Here is a 16,729-nt window from a genome sequence, read left to right on the forward strand (position 1 = left end):
ACGGGTGGGCTGCGTGCCGCGCGCGTGGTCGATGCGCCGCCAACGGCAAACGACGCCACCGCGAAGGCCGCGGAACGATGCGCAACGACAGGCATGGCCGGGCCATGAGCAGGAAAGCCGACGACAACCGGGGACGACAACGCGCCGCGATGACCACGGCCGCCACCGCCCGGACTGTCAGTCAGCTCTCAGCGCAGCAGCACCATGGGTCGGCGGCGAAGGGTTTGCGATACGACGGAAACGGAAACCTGGCTACGCATGATGTCTCTCTCCCAGACAACGGTATGCGGCTCGACACGAAAGCCGTCGGACGACGCCTCGTGCACTCTGTTGCAACCCCGAATGCCGCTTGCGATGCACGACCGCGCGAACGCTGTCGCCCCCTTCACCGCTTGCGGCACCGGGTTTTTATACGCAGCCCACCGTGACGAATCTGCATGCAGGTTTTCACGTCTTCCTGCACTTGCGCCGCCGCACCGGCACGCCACAATGGGAGTTTTGCCAGGACGCGGATCGCATGGATCTTGTCGACATCGGCGCCAACCTCGGCCACGAATCGTTCCAGCACGACATGGACGCGGTACTGCAACGCGCCGCCGCCCAGGGCGTGAATCGACTGGTGGTCACCGGCGCCTCGCGCGAAGGCAGCGAACACGCGCTGGCATTGGCCACCACCCATCCCGGTCGCCTGTACGCCACCGCCGGCGTACATCCGCACCACGCCATCGACTACGACGACGCCACTGACGCGCGACTGCGCGAGTTGTCACTCGACCCGATCGTGCGCGCCATCGGCGAAACCGGGCTGGACTACAACCGCAACTATTCGCCGCGCGATGTGCAACTGCGCGTATTCGAACGCCAGCTGCAGATCGCCGTCGACCGCGGCATGCCGCTGTTCCTGCACCAGCGCGACGCCCACGCCGATTTCCTGGCCCTGCTGCGCCGCTACCGCGACCGCGTGCCGGCCGCCGTGGTGCATTGCTTCACCGACACCGCCGACGCCTTGCGCGACTACCTGGCGCTGGACTGCCACGTCGGCATCACCGGCTGGATCTGCGACGAACGCCGCGGCATGCATCTGCGCGAACTGGTGCGCGAAATTCCCGCCAACCGGCTGATGATCGAAACCGACGCGCCTTACCTGCTGCCGCGCACCGTGCGCCCGCCGCCCGCGCACCGGCGCAACGAACCGATGTACCTGCGACATATCTGCGAGGAGATCGCCCACGACCGCGGCGAGAGCGCCGAGGTGACGGCGGCGAACAGCACGGCCACCGCGGAAGCGTTCTTCGGGCTGGCGGGCCTGTAAAGCGGCTCCGATGTGGGAGCGACTTCAGTCGCGATGCTTCTTCTTTGGGGCTCCAGAACAAGAGCATCGCGACCGAAGTCGCTCCCACAAAAAAGTCGCGCCTACAGAAGTCGGTTCTACCGTTGCAGCACGCGGGTCTGGCCAGGCGCCAAACCCTCCAGCGCGTAGTCGCCGATGCGCACGCGGATCAGCCGCAACGTGGGAAAACCCACCGCCGCCGTCATGCGCCGCACCTGGCGGTTGCGGCCTTCGCGCAGGGTGAGGCTGAGCCAGCTGGTGGGGATGCTCTTGCGGAAGCGTACGGGCGGATCGCGCGGCCACAGCCAGTCGGGTTCGGCCGCGTATTCGGCCAGCGCTGGCAACGTGGGGCCATCCTTCAGCGTGACACCACGGCGCAAGGTCGCCAGCGCGGCGTCGTCGATTTCGCCATCGACCTGGGCCAGGTAGGTCTTGGGCTGCTTGTGGCGCGGGTCGGTGAGGCGGTGGGCCAGCTTTCCATCGTCGGTGAGCAGCAGCAATCCCTCGCTGTCGTGATCCAGCCGTCCAGCCGCATAGACGTCCGTTTGGCGAACGAAACCGGCCAGCGTGGGCCGGCCGCGGTCGTCGGTGAACTGGCACAGCACGCCGAACGGCTTGTTGAGGGCGATCAGCATGCGGTGCGACGACTCAATGCGTGGCGGCGGCCGGCTTGACGAAACGCAGGGTCATGCGATCGGACTCGCCGATGGCCTGGTACTTCGCCCGGTCGGTATCGCCCAGCGCCAGGGTGGGCGGCAGCGTCCACACGCCCTTGGGATGGCCGTGGTCGTCGGCCGGGTTGGCGTTGATCTCGCTGCGCTCATCGAGCTTGAAACCGGCGTCGGTGGCCAGCTTGATGACCGCAGCGGTGGGCAGGTAGCCGCTGCTCTTCACCGCCGCCAGGGTGGCGCCGTCAGCGGCGCGGTGATCGACCACGCCCAGCACGCCGCCCGGCCGCAGCACCGCGTAGAACGCCTTGAACATCGCCGGCGCGGTGTCGGCCATGACCCAGTTGTGCACGTTGCGGAAGGTCAGCACCAGATCGGCCGAGGCAGGCGCACCGAACACCGGCTTTTTCGGATCGAAGCTGACGATGGCGGCGTTGCCGAAGTGCGCCGGATCGGCCGCGAATTTGCGCCGCAGCTTGCTGTCGTCGGTGCGTGCCTCGCTGTCGGTCGATGGCGCCTGCTCGGCGGCGATGTAGTGGCCGTTGTCGTGCAGCAGCGGCGCCAGCAGTTCGGCGTACCAGCCGCCGCCAGGGGTGATCTCGATCACCGTCTGGTCGGGCTGGATGCCGAAGAACTGCAGCGTGGCCTTGGGGTGGCGCCACGCATCGCGGGCGCGGTTGGCCTCGCTGCGCCAGCTGCCGGCCAGCACGTCGTCGAGCTGGCTGGCGGTGAAGTCGCTGGCGCTGGTAGGCGGCACCAGTGCGTCGGTGGGCTGGTCGGGCTCGGCCGTGCCGGCCGCAACCACCTGCGCGCTGGCTCCCAGACCGCTGCCCGCCAGCGACAGGGCGAGAAGCAGGCCGAACTTCTTCAAGTGCGTCATCGACATAATCCTGATCCCGGAGCGGTGGCGTCATGCACCGCCGGTGGCTGATGGGTGGAGACTTCGGGCGCGCAGGCCGGGCGCGAGACCCGTGGGGGAAGATGAATCCGGCCCGCCAGTGACAAGGATAATCGGTTCATCATTTTCTTGTACGCGGGCGTGACGATACCGTTTACATGCATGGCGGGCGCCGGCCGCTTACCATGGCCGTATCGCGCTGCCACCGCCGCAAGCGCATTGAAGGAATCCTCTCCCCCATGTGTACCCAGCGAATGTTTCGCCGCGGCCTGCTGTTGCCCACATGGGCACTGGCCACCACCGTCGCCGCCGCACCACAAACCGCGCCGCGGGCCGAGGTGGCGCCGATCACCGTCACCGCCACGCGCACGGCGCAATCGCCGTTCGACGTGGCCGCCTCGGTCGACGTGGTGGCCGCGCCGGCCAGCGGCTCGCTGGATGTGAACGCGTCCGAGCTGCTGCAGGGCGTGCCCGGCATCCTGGCGCGCGACCGGCAGAACTACGCGCAGGACACGCAGATCTCGATCCGCGGCTTCGGCGCGCGCGCCACCTTCGGCATCCGCGGCGTGCGCCTGTACAGCGACGGCATCCCCGCCACCATGCCCGACGGCCAGGGCCAGGTGTCGCATTTCAATCTCGATGCCGCCGACCACATCGAGGTGTTGCGCGGCCCGTTCTCGGCGCTGTACGGCAACGCTTCCGGCGGCGTGGTGCAGTTGTTCAGCGCCGAGGGCACCGACCCGCCGCAAGTGCGCCTCGGCCTGGCCGGCGGCAGCGACGGCATGCTGCGCGCCGCGCTCAATGCCCGCGGCGTGCAGGAGGCGCTGGATTACAACCTCGACTTCAGCCATTTCCGTACCGACGGCTACCGCGACCACAGCCGCGCGCAGCGCGAGTCGGGCAACGCCGTGCTGGGCTGGAAACTGGATGACCGCCGCAAGCTCACCGTGGTGCTGAACACGATGAACCTGCCCGGCGCGCAGGACCCGCTGGGCCTGACGCCCGAGCAGTTCCACGACAACCCGCGCCAGGCGGACGAGGCCGCCACCACGTTCAACACGCGCAAAAGCGTGTCGCAGCAGCAGGCCGGCCTGATCTACGACGACCAGCTCAGCAACGCCAGCCACCTGCGCCTGATGGGCTATTACGGCCAGCGCAGCGTGCTGCAATACCTGTCGATTCCCGCCACGGCGCAGATCAGTCCGCTGAGCGCCGGCGGCGTGGTCGACCTGGGCAACGAATATGGCGGCGGCGACGCGCGCTGGACCTGGGCCAGCACGCTGGCCGGGCTGCCGTTCGAGCTGACCGTGGGCGCCAGCTACGACAACCAGCACCAGCACCGCCGCGGCTTCGAGAACTTCGTCGACGACACTGTGGGCGTGCGCGGCGCCCTGCGTCGCGACGAGCAGGATCGCGTCCACGATTTCGACCAGTACGCCCAGGCCAGCTGGCGCGTGGCCGATGCGTGGACGGTGATGGCCGGCCTGCGCCACAGCGAAGTGAAGTTCGCCACCGACGACCGCTACATCACCGCCCGCAACCCCGACGACAGCGGCCGCGTGGACTATTCGGCCACCACGCCCGTGGCCGGCGTGCTGTATCGCCTGTCGCCCACCGCGCACCTGTACGCGTCGTACGGCAAGGGCTTCGAAACACCCACGTTTTCCGAACTGGGCTACCGCAACGACGGCGGCAGCGGGCTCAACTTCGGCCTGCAACCCTCGCGCACGCGCAGCGCCGAAGTGGGCCTGAAGCTGCGGCCGGGGCCGGGCACGCAAGCCGATATCGCGCTGTTCCGCGCCGACAGCCGCGACGAGGTCGCGGTGGCCACCAGCCTGGGCGGTCGCACCACGTACCAGAACATCCCGCGCGCCCGCCGGCAGGGGGCGGAAGCATCGCTGACCACGACGCTCGCCCCGCGCTGGAAACTGCAGCTGGCCTATACCTGGCTGGATGCCAGCTTCCGCTCGCCGTTCCTGGCCTGCGCCGGCCGCTGCACCGCGCCGAATACCCCCGTCGACGCGGGTGCGCGGATCGCCGGCGTGCCACGCTCCAACGGTTACGCCGCGCTGCGCTTCGGCGGCGAAACCGGCTGGCAGGCGGATCTCGATGGCAGCTACATGGCCGCCGTGCCCACCGACGACCTGGGCACCGTGCAGGCGCCGCCATACGCCGTGTTCGGCGCCGGCATGGGTTACGTCGTCGAAGGCGGCCACTGGCGCACGCACGCCTTCGCCCGCATCGACAACCTGGCCGACCGTCGCTACGTGGGCTCGGTGATCGTCAACGATGGCAATGGCCGTTATTTCGAGCCTGGCGCCGGCCGCACCTTCCTGCTGGGCGTGGACCTGCGCTGGCAGCCGTAACCGCCGACATTCAAGGCCGGCCAACCGGCGCCGTTAACCACAAGGAGCTTCTGCCGTCCATCCGACCCCCGTGCCGTCGCTGTCTCCTTGTCTACACGGCTCAACCATTGGCCATGCACAACACACTGAACACGCGGCGCCATGGCCTTACGCTGGTCGAACTCATGATCGTGCTTGCCATGGTGGCGCTGCTCACGGTCATCGCGTTGCCTACCTATTCGCGGTACATCAATCGCGTGAGGACCAGCCAGGCCGTGCAGTTCATGACAACGACGTCGCTGGGCCTCGAGGCGTACTACGCCCAGCACCTGAGCTACCCCGCCAGCTTGTCCGACATCGGCATCAAGGACGCCATCGATCCCTGGGGAAATCCCTACCAGTACCTGCCCATCGACATCGATCCGCCGCCGAACAAGGGGAAGGTGCGCCGGGACAAGAACATGAATCCGATCAACACCGACTATGACTTGTACAGCGCCGGCCCGGATGGTCGCAGCCAGACCCAGCTGATGGCGCGATTTGCCCGCGACGACATCGTGCGCGCCGGCAACGGCAGCTACGTCGGCAAGGCGCAGGATTTCTAGGTACGCGATGCGTACTTACCTGCGCGGAAAGGTCAGCCGGCGGCTCATCCTTCAATTCGTGCTGGCCGCGCTGGTCCCCATGAGCGGCGTGGCCTGGTATGCCTACCATCAGGCCAGCACGCTGCTGTTGAACTCGGCTTACGAGCACCTGCGCGCCGACAGCAAGTCGTTCGGCATGGCCGTGATCGAAAGCCTGAACGTTCACGCCAGCGCGCTGAAGCAGCTTGCGCACGCGGACGTCGGCAACGCGCAAGCGGCGACCCGATCCGGTTTCACCGGCACCTCCATGCAGCCGCTGGCAGCGCTGACGGCGGAGCAACGGACCCGGCTCGACCATGGCGGCGTGGTGTTGCGGCTGGCCGCCGGAAACCCCATCGAACTGGTTGCTCCCTCCGCCTCGCCGGGCACGGCCCTGGCCGGGGAAATCGAAGCCGCCTCGTTGTGGATCAACGATTTCTCACCCGAACGTTACTGCGTTCTCGATGCCGACCTTGTGGCGCTCTTCTGCACCCCGGGGCTGGTGCCGCCAAGCAGGCAGATGCTGTATTCGGCGTTGGGGACGGGCACGGGTGGCACCGTGCGCTGGACTCATGCCGGCGAGGATCTGCTGGTGGGCCTGTGGCGCCCCAAGTTTCTGCCCGCGTTTGACAGCCCGGGCTTCGTCATCATGCAGGTCGCGTCCCGCGCCGACGCCCTGCGCACGCTGAACAACTTCCGGCATTTCTTCCCGCTCACCTTCCTGCTGGCGCTGATCCTGGCCGCCGCCCTCGCGGTCAGGCAGGTCCAGCGCCAGATGAAGCCGCTCGACCTGCTCACGGACGCCAGCCAGCGACTTGCGGCGGGTGACCTGGGCGCCCGCATCGCGCTGGCCGGCAACGACGAGTTCACCGAGCTGGGCGAGACGTTCAACGACATGGCGGGCAACCTGGAATACAGGTTCCACATGCTCGCCATGCTGAGCGAACTCGACCGCGCCATCATCAGCGCATCCGGCATGGAGCAACTCGCCAGCGACGTGCTGCGGCATGTCCGCAAGGCGATCCCCTGCGACGGTGCCGGCCTGCTGGTACCCAGCGGCGAGCAAGGCCATTACCTGCTGACCGGCGACCCCCAGCACACCGCTGGCTGCCTGCGCACGTCGACCCGGAAAATCGATACGACCCGGCTGAGCCCCGCCCGGCCCGCCACCGTCCTCCCGCCCGACAGCCTGCCGAACGAATTCCTGGATCGGCTTTGCCCCACCCCGCCGGCGCAGTTGGTGGCCTTCCCGATCCGCCACGGCGATCGGCTTGAGCACGTGCTTGTGCTGGCCCATGCGAAGCGGCCCGAGCCCATCGACGACATCGTGCAGGGCGGCCGGGCGCTGGCCGACCGGCTGGGTATCGCGCTGTCCAGCCTGGCGCAGGAGGAAAAGCTTCATCACCAGGCCCACCACGATTCGCTGACCGACCTGCCGAACCGCGTGCTGCTGCGCCAGCGCTGCGAGCAAGCCATCGACCGCGCGCAACGCGAGCAGACCTCGGTCGCGCTGATCCTGATCGATCTGGACAACTTCAAGCAGGTCAACGACACCCTCGGCCACGCCGCCGGTGACGAGCTGCTGCTGCAATGCGCGACCAACCTCAGGAAGCGCCTGCACCAGGACGACACGCTCGCCCGGCTGGGCGGCGATGAATTCGTTCTCCTGCTGCAAGGCCTCGCGAACGGCGAGGAGCGCACCGTTCTCGACGAACGGTTGCGGGCATTGATGAGCGACCTGTCCGTACCGATCACCGTGCACGAGTACCGGATCAACACCCCGGCCAGCATGGGCGTGGCGCTTTATCCCGCGCATGCCGGCCATTTCAATGAGCTGCTGCAGATGGCCGACGCCGCCATGTACAAGGCCAAGCGCGAGCAGCGGGGCGGGTTCCAGTTCTACTCGAACGAACTCAACACGCAGTCGAAAGCCCGCTTCGACCTGACCCAGGAACTGCGCCGGGCGGTCCAGAACGACGAGCTCGTGCTGCATTTCCAGCCAAAGGTCGATGCCCGCACGCGGGAAATCGTGGGTGCGGAAGCGCTGGTGCGCTGGCTCTCGCCCACGCGCGGGCTGGTGTCACCCGGCGTTTTCGTGCACCTGCTCGATGAAATGGGGTTGGGCGTGTGGCTTGGCGAGTGGGTGCTCGACCGCGCCTGCGCGCAGATGCGGGAGTGGCAGGACAGCGGCCAAGTCTCGATTTCCGTCTCGGTCAACATGTCGCCCGCCCAGTTCGAACGGACGTCCATCCTGGAAGTGGTGCGGGCGAGCCTGGAGCGCTATCAACTGGACGCCAGCTGCCTGGAAATCGAGATACTGGAAGCCACCGCGGTCAATGACTCCGACAAGGCAAGGCAGACCCTGGTCGCGCTTCGGGCGGAAGGCATTCGGGTCGCGCTCGACGATTTCGGCACGGGCTACTCGTCGCTCGTCTACCTGACCCGCATACCGGCCGACGTGCTGAAGCTCGACCAGGCCTTCATCCGAAGCCTTCCCGACGACCCGCGGCAGCAGGAAATCGTCCGGCACATCATCGCCCTGGCCAAGACCTTGTCGTACACCGTGGTCGGCGAAGGCGTCGAGGACGAGGCCCAGCTGTCGGTTCTCGTCGCGATGGGTTGCGACCTTGTGCAGGGTTACCTGATCGGCCGCCCCGTCCCCGCGGATGAATTCGCCGGGCGCTGGCTGCGCTGAGCAGCCAGCCGCCCTTTCGTCAGTAGCGGATCACCGACCGGATCACCTTGCCTTCGTGCATCAGGTCGAATGCGCGGTTGATGTCGTCCAGCGGCAACACTTCGGTGATCATCTCGTCGATCTTGATGTCGCCCGCCATGTAGCGGTCGACGTAGCCGGGCAACTGCGAGCGGCCCTTCACCCCGCCGAACGCCGAGCCGCGCCACACGCGTCCGGTCACCAGCTGGAACGGCCGCGTGCTGATTTCCTGCCCCGCGCCGGCCACGCCGATGATGATCGACTCGCCCCAGCCCTTGTGGCAGCACTCCAGCGCGGAGCGCATCACGTTGACGTTGCCGATGCATTCGAACGAATAATCCACGCCGCCGTCGGTGAGCTCCACGATCACCTGCTGGATCGGCGTATCGGGGTAGTCCTTCGGGTTGATGAAGTCGGTGGCGCCCAGCAGTTTGGCCATCTCGAACTTGGCCGGGTTGGTGTCGACCACCACGATGCGGCCGGCTTTCGCCATCACCGCACCTTGCACCACCGACAGGCCGATGCCGCCCATGCCGAACACCGCCACGCTGGCGCCCGGCTCCACTTTCGCCGTGTTCAGCACTGCGCCGATGCCGGTGGTGATGCCGCAACCGAGCAGGCACACCTTGTCCAGCGGCGCGGCCTTGTTGATCCTGGCCAGCGAGATCTCCGGCAGCACGGTGTATTCGCTGAACGTGCTGGTGCCCATGTAATGCAGCAGCGGCTTGCCGTTCAACGAGAAGCGCGAGGTGCCGTCGGGCATCAGGCCCTGTCCCTGGGTGACGCGGATTTTCTGGCACAGGTTGGTCTTGCCCGAGCGGCAGAATTTGCACTCGCCGCACTCGGGCGTGTACAGCGGAATCACGTGGTCACCGACTTTCAGCGAGGTGACGCCTTCGCCCACTTCCTCGACGATGCCGCCGCCCTCATGGCCCAGGATCACCGGGAACATGCCCTCCGGATCGGCGCCGGACAGGGTGAACGCATCGGTGTGGCAGACGCCGGTGGCGACGATGCGTACCAGCACCTCGCCGGCTTTCGGACCGGCAACGTCGACCTGCTCGATCGACAGCGGCTTGCCTGCTTCCCAGGCGACGGCGGCGCGTGATTTCATGATGCGGCTCCTCGATGCGGTGCGGATGCGTTGAACGCTCCATGGTACCCGCTCGCCGCTTCAATCCTCGACCGCGCCGCAGCGGCTCGTGGCCGGCAGTTGCCGGCAGTAATCGTCCGCCTCGGCCAGCAGCCACTCGCGGAAAGCCTGCAGGCCGCGATGCTCCAGCGAACGCGGCGGATACACCAGCCAGTACGCCTCGGACACCGGCAGGTAGTTGTCGCCCAGCACCTGCAGGCGGCCCGCGTCGATCAGCGACTTCGACGTCACCATCCGCCCCAGCGCCACGCCCAGCCCTTCCAGCGCCGCGTGGCGCAGCGCATCAAGGCTGTCGAACTGCGCTACGTAGCGCTTCGGCGGCGTGCCGCCGCGATGCTCGAACCAGTCGAGCCAGCGCCGGGACGAGGCCGGCTCACCCAGCAGCGGCCAGCACGACAGGTCGCCGGGATCGGCATCGCCCATCTGCGCGATCAGCTCGGGCGCGGCCACCGGCGCGATCCACTCGCCGAACAGGCGCTCGCTATGCAAACCGGGCCACTCGCCACGGCCATAACGCAAACCGGCATCGACCGGCTCGCGTGCGAAATTGACCAGGGTCGAACCCGACTGCAGGGTGAGCTCCAGCTCCGGATGCACCGCCACCAGGCGCGGCAACCGCGGCACCAGCCAGCTCGACATGATGCCGGGGCTGGCGCTGAGCGTGAGCGCGTCGTGGTGGCGCGTGCGATATGCCGCCAGCGCCTGTTCAATGCCATCGACATGCCCGCCCACCGCCTCCAGCAGGGCGTGACCCTCGACCGTCAACGTGACGCCGCGCGGGCCGCGCTCGAACAGACGTCGATCCAGCCGCTCCTCCAGCTGTTTCATCTGGTGGCTGAGCGCGCTCACGGTGAGGTTCGCCTGCGTCGCCGCGCGCGACAGGTTGCCCAATCGCGCCACCAGCACAAACTGTTGCAACAAGCCCAGCGGAAGCTTCGCCATATTGAATTTCCCTCAAGCCTGGCTTGCGAATATATCGCTTTTTGGCGGCCCTTACCGCGCGTACCTTGAACGCCTACCAAGTCGTTGCGCACCCGCGGAGGAGCTTCGTCATGAGTTCGTTATGGAAGGATCTGCTGTTTCTGCATGGCCACCTGACCCACGCCCAGCTGATCTGGTCCGACGTCGAAGAGACCACGAATCAGGACGCCGCCACCACGAACAAGCCGAGGCCCGACGCACTGAAGTGCGGCGTGGCGTGCTGCGCGGTGACGACCGCATTGCCGCGCATTGCAGCGCCGCGCTGAGCGGCCACCATTCCGGGCCTGAGCGTCGGCCGCACCGCGACCAGAGTCGAAGCGCCCCGCTGAGTGTGAACACCCGCCAGAACACCGGCGATTTCGCAGCAAATGACCGCAAACGTCCAGCCCGATCATGGGCACGATTTGAAACTGGGTGCCGCAATGGCCACACTTGGGCCTCCCCACGTTTCGTTCGGACGTCTCCATGTCATTACGCCCGCTAGGCAACTCGCCGCTTTCCATCGCCCCGCTCGCCTTCGGCGGCAATGTGTTCGGCTGGAGCGCCGATGAAGCGCGTTCATTCGAATTGCTGGATGCCTTCGTCGACGCCGGCTGCAACCTGATCGATACCGCCGACGTGTACCCCGCCTGGGTGCCGGGCAACCAGGGTGGCGAGTCCGAGGCCATCATCGGCCGCTGGCTCAAGCGCAGCGGCAAGCGCGACAAGGTGGTGATCGCCACCAAGGTCGGCAAATGGGCCGAGCAGCCGGGCCTGTCGCCGGTGAACCTGCAACAGGCGGTGGACCGCTCGCTGCAGCGCCTGCAGACGGATTACATCGACCTGTACCTGGCGCACGAGGATGATGCCAGCGTGCTGCTCGCCGACACGCTGGGCGGCTTTGCGCGGCTGATCGAGCAAGGCAAGGTGCGCGCCATCGGCGCCTCCAACTACAGCGCCATCCGTTTCGCCGACGCGCTGGCGGCGGCCCGCGAACACAACCTGCCCCGCTACGAAGTGCTGCAACCGGAATACAACCTGCTCGAGCGCACCGGCTACGAAAACGAACTGGAGCCGCTAATCCGCGCAGAGAACATCGGCGTGATCAGCTACTACGCGCTGGCCAGCGGCTTCCTCAGCGGCAAGTACCGCGACGAAGCGGATCTGGCCAAGAGCAGCGCCCGCGCCAGCGCGGTAAAGCGCTACCTCAACCCGCGTGGCCTGCAGGTGCTGGCCGCACTGGACGCGGTGGCCGCGACACACCAGGCCACCGTGGCCCAGGTGGCGCTGGCCTGGCTGATCGCCCGCCCCAGCATCACCGCGCCCATCGCCAGCGCCACCACGGTGACGCAATTGAATGACCTGATCGGCGCCGTGAAGCTGCAGCTGAGCGCGGACGAAATTGCGGAGCTGGATCGCGTCAGCGCCTGACGCTTCCCGTACCTGTAGGAGCGACTTCAGTCGCGACGCTTTTGCTCTGGAAGCCCGGCGAAGAGCATCGCGACTGAAGTCGCTCCTACAAGGGCGAGCTCACTCCACCGGCGCCTCGACCGTGTAGCCCTCGGCCCGCAACTTCGCCAGGTAGCCATCGGGTTTCAGCAACTCCTCCATCGACAGCATGGCGAAGGTTTGCCGGTTGGTTTCCAGCGCCTTGCGCGCCGCGGCCAGCCAGATGGCTTGTACTTTCTCGGGGATGTCGTCGATACCCAGCTGGCGCGCAAAACCCGCGTCCGCCAGCGCATCGATGCAGGCCTGGCGGCGGTTGCTGTCGGGCAGTTCGCGCAGCAACTGCAGGTCGCCGGTGGCCCAGGCGTTGGCGCGGGCTTTCATCGACGGCAGGTCATGCTCGATCGCATCCAGCGTGCGGCTCATGCACATCACGTCGTTGGGTGCGGCCTGCTTGAACGCCTTGATCGCCGCCCGCGGGTGCTCGATCGTCACCGGATACTCGACCGCCGTTTCGGCCACGCCATGCTGCTTGGCCAACGCATCGACGGCGGCCTTCACCCCACCGGAATTGCTGAGGCCATTGGCCTTGATCGCCGCCTTGTACAACTCTTGCGCGGCAAAGATCGGCCGCCACCGCTCGACGCTGCGCTTGTCGCTGAGATAGGTCTGCTTCAACGCCTGCCAGCGCGCGTAGGTGGGCGCGGACAATACCTGCTGCAGGGTCTTGCCGTCCTCGTTCTTGCGCGCGCTGTAGGCCGACGGCAGCAGAAAGAGCTTGCCCAGCCAGCCGGTGTCCACCTTCATCTTCACCGAGGGCGGCAGCAGGATCTGCTGCGCGGAGGCGATCACCGATTCCACCTCGCGCGACTGCCACGTCATGCCGCGCGGCAGCGGCGACAGCGTGCCCAATATCCACAGCTCGTGATCACCGCGCGACACCCGCCACATGCCCGGCCCCGGCTGCACGCCGGTGACCAGTACGGCGGGGAGATCGGCCACGTTGGTCGATGACGGTGGCGGTGGTGGCGCGGCGCACAAGGGCGCGCCTGCCATCAAGGCGATCAGGGCGAACAGGGAAATCGCTGAGCGCAGGCGCATGGGATGCTCCAGCCAGGGAAGCCGCCATTGTGTCAGGGGAAGGCTGACTGGGGGCCTTTTCGCGGCGTGAGCCCTCTCCCCCCGCCCCTCTCCCGCAAGCGGGAGAGGGGTTTGCTCCTGGCCTCCTCTCCCGCTTGCGGGAGAGGACCGAGGAGAGGGCCCTTGCCTCTGGAAAACCCACCCCACACCCCAAAAAAGAGGCGCCCGAAGGCGCCTCTTTTCAACAAGCCGTAAAGACGGCCATATGCGCTACCCGATCAACCCTTCGAAAGCGTCGCCAACGCCGCATTGAACGTCGCGCTGGGACGCATCGCGCGGCCCACCTTGTCCATATCCGGGTGGTAATAACCGCCGATGTCCACCGCCTTGCCCTGCGCGCCATTGAGCTCCGCCAGGATGGCCGCCTCGTTGTCGGCAAGTGCCTTGGCCAGCGGCGCGAACGTCGCCTTCAGCGCGGCATCGTCGTTCTGCGTGGCCAGCGCCTGCGCCCAGTACATTGCCAGGTAGAAATGGCTGCCGCGATTGTCCAGCTCGCCCACCTTGCGCGCGGGCGACCTGTTGTTGTCCAGCACCTTGCCGTTGGCCTGGTCCAGTGCCTGCGCCAGTACCTTGGCCTGCGCGTTGGCGGTCTGCTCGCCCACGAACTCCAGCGAGGCCTGCAGCGCCAGGAATTCGCCCAGCGAATCCCAGCGAAGGTAGTTCTCCTCCACAAACTGCTGCACGTGCTTGGGCGCGGAGCCACCGGCGCCGGTCTCGAACAGGCCGCCGCCGGCCATCAGCGGCACGATCGACAACATCTTGGCGCTGGTGCCCAGCTCCATGATCGGGAACAGGTCGGTGAGGTAATCGCGCAGCACGTTGCCGGTGACCGAGATGGTGTCCTGGCCCTTGCGGATGCGCTCCAGCGAGAATTTCGTGGCGGCCACCGGATCCATGATGCGGATATCCAGCCCGCTGGTGTCGTGATCCTTCAGGTAGCGCTCGACCTTCTTGATCACCTGCGCATCGTGCGCGCGCTGCGGGTCCAGCCAGAACACCGCCGGCGTGGACGAGAGCCGCGCGCGACTCACCGCGAGCTTCACCCAATCCTGGATCGGTGCGTCCTTGGCCTGGCACATGCGCCAGATGTCACCGGCCTCAACCTCGTGCTGCAGCAGCACCTTGCCGGCGTCGTCGATCACCTTGACCGTGCCGTCGCCGGCAATCTGGAAGGTCTTGTCGTGCGAGCCGTATTCCTCGGCTTTCTGCGCCATCAGGCCCACGTTGGGCACGCTGCCCATGGTGGCCGGATCGAACGCGCCGTGCGCCTTGCAGTCCTCGATGGTCGCCTGGTACACGCCGGCGTAGCTGCGGTCGGGGATCACCGCCACGGTGTCCTGCAGCTTGCCTTCGGCGTTCCACATCTTGCCGGAGTCGCGGATCATCGCCGGCATCGAGGCGTCGATGATGACGTCGCTGGGCACGTGCAGGTTGGTGATGCCCTTGTCGGAATTGACCATCGCCAGGCTCGGGCGCTGCGCGTATTCCGCCTGCAGGTCCGCCTTGATCTGCGTCTGCTGATCGTCCGGCAGGCTGCCGAGGCGCGCGTACAGGTCGCCGATGCCGTTGTTGGGGTTGAAGCCGATCTGCTTCAGCGCGGCGGCATGTTTCGCCAGCGCATCGCGGTAGAACTCGGAGACCGCCACGCCGAACATGATCGGGTCGGAGACCTTCATCATGGTGGCTTTCAGGTGCAGCGAAAACAGCACGCCCGTTGCCTTGGCATCCGCCACCTGGGCGTCGATGAAAGCGGCCAGCGCGCGCTTGCTCATCACCGCGCCATCGATGATCTCGCCTTCCAGCAGCGCGGTTTTCTCCTTCAGCACGGCGCGGCTGCCGTCCTTGCCGAACCATTCGATGCTCACGTTGCCCGCGCGCTCGATCAGCGCCGATTTCTCGGTGCCGTAGAAATCGCCGTGGTCCATGTGCGCCACGCGGGTCTTCGAATCCGCGCTCCAGGCACCCATGCGATGGGGATGCTTGCGCGCGTAATTCTTCACCGAAGGCGGCGCGCGACGATCGGAATTGCCTTCGCGCAGCACCGGATTCACGGCGCTGCCCTTGACCTTGTCATAGCGCGCGCGGACGTCTTTTTCCTGCGCGTCCTTCGGCTCGTCCGGGTAATCCGGCAGCGCGTAACCCTGCTGCTGCAATTCCTTGATGGCAGCCTTCAGCTGCGGCATCGAGGCGCTGATGTTGGGCAGCTTGATGATGTTCGCCTCGGGCGTATTGGCCAGCTGGCCCAGCTCACCGAGATCGTCGGCGATGCGCTGGCTTTCCTTCAGCGCCTCGGGAAACAGCGAAATGATGCGTCCCGCCAGGGAGATATCGCGCGTCTCCACCGCGATGCCGGCGGTGCTGGTGAAAGCGTCGATGATCGGCAGCAGCGACTGCGTGGCCAGGAACGGTGCCTCGTCCGTCAGCGTGTAGATGATCTTTGGCGTGGAAGACATTGTCGGTATTGACCTCTCTGCGACGACAGTTCGGGATGCGCCAGCGCGATCGGCGGCGCTCGGGAAAGCTGCCCATTGTCGCGTTTTAGCCCCACAGGGGAAAGCGCGGGCGGCGGCGCACAAACAGGCATCGCCCACTGCGGCTCCGGGCAGGAGCCGTCGTGGGCGACTCGAGCCACGCGTCGATGCGCAAACGCGCTACCTCACGGACATATACGTGCGCGTGCTGCTGACTCCAATCGGCGCCCAATCAGCGCTTCGCGCGAAGACCCCGGGAAACCACCGTTGCCGATTTCCACAGCGTCAGGGCTTGGCGGGAATCTTCAACATCTGACCCGGCTCCAGCTTGTCCGGCGTGGTGAGCTGGTCGCGATTGGCGGCATAGATCCGCTCCCACGCACCCCCGTCGCCATAAACCTGTTGCGCAATGCTCGACAGCGTGTCGCCCTCCACCACGGCATGAACGCTCGTTCGATCCACCGTGGAGCCAAGATGCTCAGACAAACCACTGAAATCCGCCTTGTCCGCCGGCGCCATATGCGCCGCCTGCTCACGAACCACCTCGCGGGACTCGAAAATGCCCGGCTTGTCGTCGTTGGCCATGATTGCCTCCGTTGCGAAAGCCACCGTGATAGCGCTGGGGCGGTCAAGCGGCCGTGAGGCGGTGGTGATCCCAGATGCCTTCTGGAAGCCCGCGTGGTCCGCTCGCGCTGGAATTAAGCGGCGGCGAAGCCCGAGAGTTCCTCGCAAAAGTGGACACTCTTTGGTTATGCAGCGAAGGCTTCGAACTCGATGGGAGAGCGATAGCCAAGTGCCGAGTGTAAGCGCTTGCTGTTGTAGTAATCGATGTAGCTGCGTACGGCAGCTCGGAGCGTGCATTCGCTGGTGAAATTCTGGCGCTGGACCTGGTTTGGGCATGGTGAGCACTCCTGAAGTGGTAGTTCAGGGTGTCCACTAAAGCGTGGGAACTCTCCGTCGGCTTGGACGAATTGTTAGGGCG

13 protein-coding genes are annotated in these 16,729 nt (G+C 66.5%); 6 read left to right on the forward strand and 7 right to left on the reverse strand.

All coding sequences use genetic code 11. The features are described from left to right. Positions 1–517 precede the first annotated feature (517 nt). A complete protein-coding gene (locus ASD22_RS10595; protein ID WP_056084185.1) occupies positions 518–1,312 on the forward strand; it encodes a TatD family hydrolase in 795 nt (264 codons plus the stop codon). A 116-nt stretch (positions 1,313–1,428) separates the two neighbouring features. Here the strand turns inward: ASD22_RS10595 and ASD22_RS10600 are convergent, their stop codons facing one another. Both ASD22_RS10600 and ASD22_RS10605 read right to left on the reverse strand, forming a co-directional pair. Next, complete coding sequence (locus tag ASD22_RS10600; protein ID WP_056082804.1) at positions 1,429–1,965, reverse strand: pseudouridine synthase; 537 nt, start codon at positions 1,963–1,965, stop codon at positions 1,429–1,431. Between the two features lie 13 nt (positions 1,966–1,978). Next, complete coding sequence (locus ASD22_RS10605; RefSeq protein WP_082520266.1) at positions 1,979–2,878, reverse strand: class I SAM-dependent methyltransferase; 900 nt, start codon at positions 2,876–2,878, stop codon at positions 1,979–1,981. A 257-nt stretch (positions 2,879–3,135) separates the two neighbouring features. Here ASD22_RS10605 and ASD22_RS10610 point away from each other — a divergent pair, with 257 nt between their 5' ends. From ASD22_RS10610 to ASD22_RS10620, 3 genes are all read left to right on the forward strand, one after another. Then, complete coding sequence (locus ASD22_RS10610; RefSeq protein WP_082520219.1) at positions 3,136–5,262, forward strand: TonB-dependent receptor; 2,127 nt, start codon at positions 3,136–3,138, stop codon at positions 5,260–5,262. A 113-nt stretch (positions 5,263–5,375) separates the two neighbouring features. After that, positions 5,376–5,846, forward strand: coding sequence for a prepilin-type N-terminal cleavage/methylation domain-containing protein (locus ASD22_RS10615; protein WP_056082806.1), 471 nt, complete (start codon positions 5,376–5,378; stop codon positions 5,844–5,846). Between the two features lie 58 nt (positions 5,847–5,904). After that, complete coding sequence (locus ASD22_RS10620) at positions 5,905–8,559, forward strand: EAL domain-containing protein (protein ID WP_162245072.1); 2,655 nt, start codon at positions 5,905–5,907, stop codon at positions 8,557–8,559. Positions 8,560–8,578: 19 nt separating this feature from the next. Here the strand turns inward: ASD22_RS10620 and ASD22_RS10625 are convergent, their stop codons facing one another. After that, positions 8,579–9,691, reverse strand: coding sequence for an S-(hydroxymethyl)glutathione dehydrogenase/class III alcohol dehydrogenase (locus tag ASD22_RS10625; protein WP_056082813.1), 1,113 nt, complete (start codon positions 9,689–9,691; stop codon positions 8,579–8,581). Between the two features lie 60 nt (positions 9,692–9,751). Beyond that, a complete protein-coding gene (locus tag ASD22_RS10630; RefSeq protein WP_056082816.1) occupies positions 9,752–10,672 on the reverse strand; it encodes a LysR substrate-binding domain-containing protein in 921 nt (306 codons plus the stop codon). Between the two features lie 110 nt (positions 10,673–10,782). On the opposite strand from ASD22_RS10630, the gene ASD22_RS10635 reads away from it, so the two are divergent. Together ASD22_RS10635 and ASD22_RS10640 are read left to right on the forward strand one after the other, a co-directional pair. Beyond that, the gene (locus tag ASD22_RS10635) at positions 10,783–10,977 is read left to right on the forward strand and encodes a hypothetical protein (protein ID WP_056082818.1); all 195 of its coding nucleotides are present in this window, start codon (positions 10,783–10,785) and stop codon (positions 10,975–10,977) included. 199 nt (positions 10,978–11,176) lie between these two features. Further along, complete coding sequence (locus tag ASD22_RS10640; RefSeq protein ID WP_056082821.1) at positions 11,177–12,121, forward strand: aldo/keto reductase; 945 nt, start codon at positions 11,177–11,179, stop codon at positions 12,119–12,121. 99 nt (positions 12,122–12,220) lie between these two features. On the opposite strand, the gene ASD22_RS10645 is transcribed toward ASD22_RS10640, so the two are convergent. The 3 genes from ASD22_RS10645 to ASD22_RS10655 form a co-directional block, all read right to left on the reverse strand. After that, positions 12,221–13,237: a TraB/GumN family protein gene (locus ASD22_RS10645; protein WP_056082824.1), complete on the reverse strand. Its 1,017-nt coding sequence runs from the start codon at positions 13,235–13,237 to the stop codon at positions 12,221–12,223. Positions 13,238–13,494: 257 nt separating this feature from the next. Beyond that, positions 13,495–15,729 (reverse strand): NADP-dependent isocitrate dehydrogenase, encoded by a 2,235-nt coding sequence (locus ASD22_RS10650; protein WP_056082827.1) that lies wholly within the window; start codon positions 15,727–15,729, stop codon positions 13,495–13,497. Between the two features lie 303 nt (positions 15,730–16,032). Beyond that, positions 16,033–16,332 carry a LysM peptidoglycan-binding domain-containing protein gene (locus tag ASD22_RS10655; protein ID WP_056082830.1) on the reverse strand — a complete coding sequence of 100 codons (300 nt, stop codon included), beginning with the start codon at positions 16,330–16,332 and terminating at the stop codon, positions 16,033–16,035. Positions 16,333–16,729: the final 397 nt, after the last annotated feature.

The organism is Rhodanobacter sp. Root480, from assembly GCF_001426645.1.
Classification (GTDB): domain Bacteria; phylum Pseudomonadota; class Gammaproteobacteria; order Xanthomonadales; family Rhodanobacteraceae; genus Rhodanobacter; species Rhodanobacter ginsenosidimutans.

Bases quoted from the DNA above. Each gene is read 5' to 3' on its own strand.
- ASD22_RS10655 (WP_056082830.1), bottom strand. From the start codon at position 16,332: ATGGCCAACGACGACAAGCCGGGCATTTTCGAGTCCCGCGAGGTGGTT.
- ASD22_RS10645 (WP_056082824.1), bottom strand. From the start codon at position 13,237: ATGCGCCTGCGCTCAGCGATTTCCCTGTTCGCCCTGATCGCCTTGATG.
- ASD22_RS10595 (WP_056084185.1), top strand. From the start codon at position 518: ATGGATCTTGTCGACATCGGCGCCAACCTCGGCCACGAATCGTTCCAG.
- ASD22_RS10625 (WP_056082813.1), bottom strand. From the start codon at position 9,691: ATGAAATCACGCGCCGCCGTCGCCTGGGAAGCAGGCAAGCCGCTGTCG.
- ASD22_RS10600 (WP_056082804.1), bottom strand. From the start codon at position 1,965: ATGCTGATCGCCCTCAACAAGCCGTTCGGCGTGCTGTGCCAGTTCACC.
- ASD22_RS10610 (WP_082520219.1), top strand. From the start codon at position 3,136: ATGTGTACCCAGCGAATGTTTCGCCGCGGCCTGCTGTTGCCCACATGG.
- ASD22_RS10635 (WP_056082818.1), top strand. From the start codon at position 10,783: ATGAGTTCGTTATGGAAGGATCTGCTGTTTCTGCATGGCCACCTGACC.
- ASD22_RS10605 (WP_082520266.1), bottom strand. From the start codon at position 2,878: ATGACGCACTTGAAGAAGTTCGGCCTGCTTCTCGCCCTGTCGCTGGCG.
- ASD22_RS10640 (WP_056082821.1), top strand. From the start codon at position 11,177: ATGTCATTACGCCCGCTAGGCAACTCGCCGCTTTCCATCGCCCCGCTC.
- ASD22_RS10630 (WP_056082816.1), bottom strand. From the start codon at position 10,672: ATGGCGAAGCTTCCGCTGGGCTTGTTGCAACAGTTTGTGCTGGTGGCG.
- ASD22_RS10650 (WP_056082827.1), bottom strand. From the start codon at position 15,729: ATGTCTTCCACGCCAAAGATCATCTACACGCTGACGGACGAGGCACCG.
- ASD22_RS10615 (WP_056082806.1), top strand. From the start codon at position 5,376: ATGCACAACACACTGAACACGCGGCGCCATGGCCTTACGCTGGTCGAA.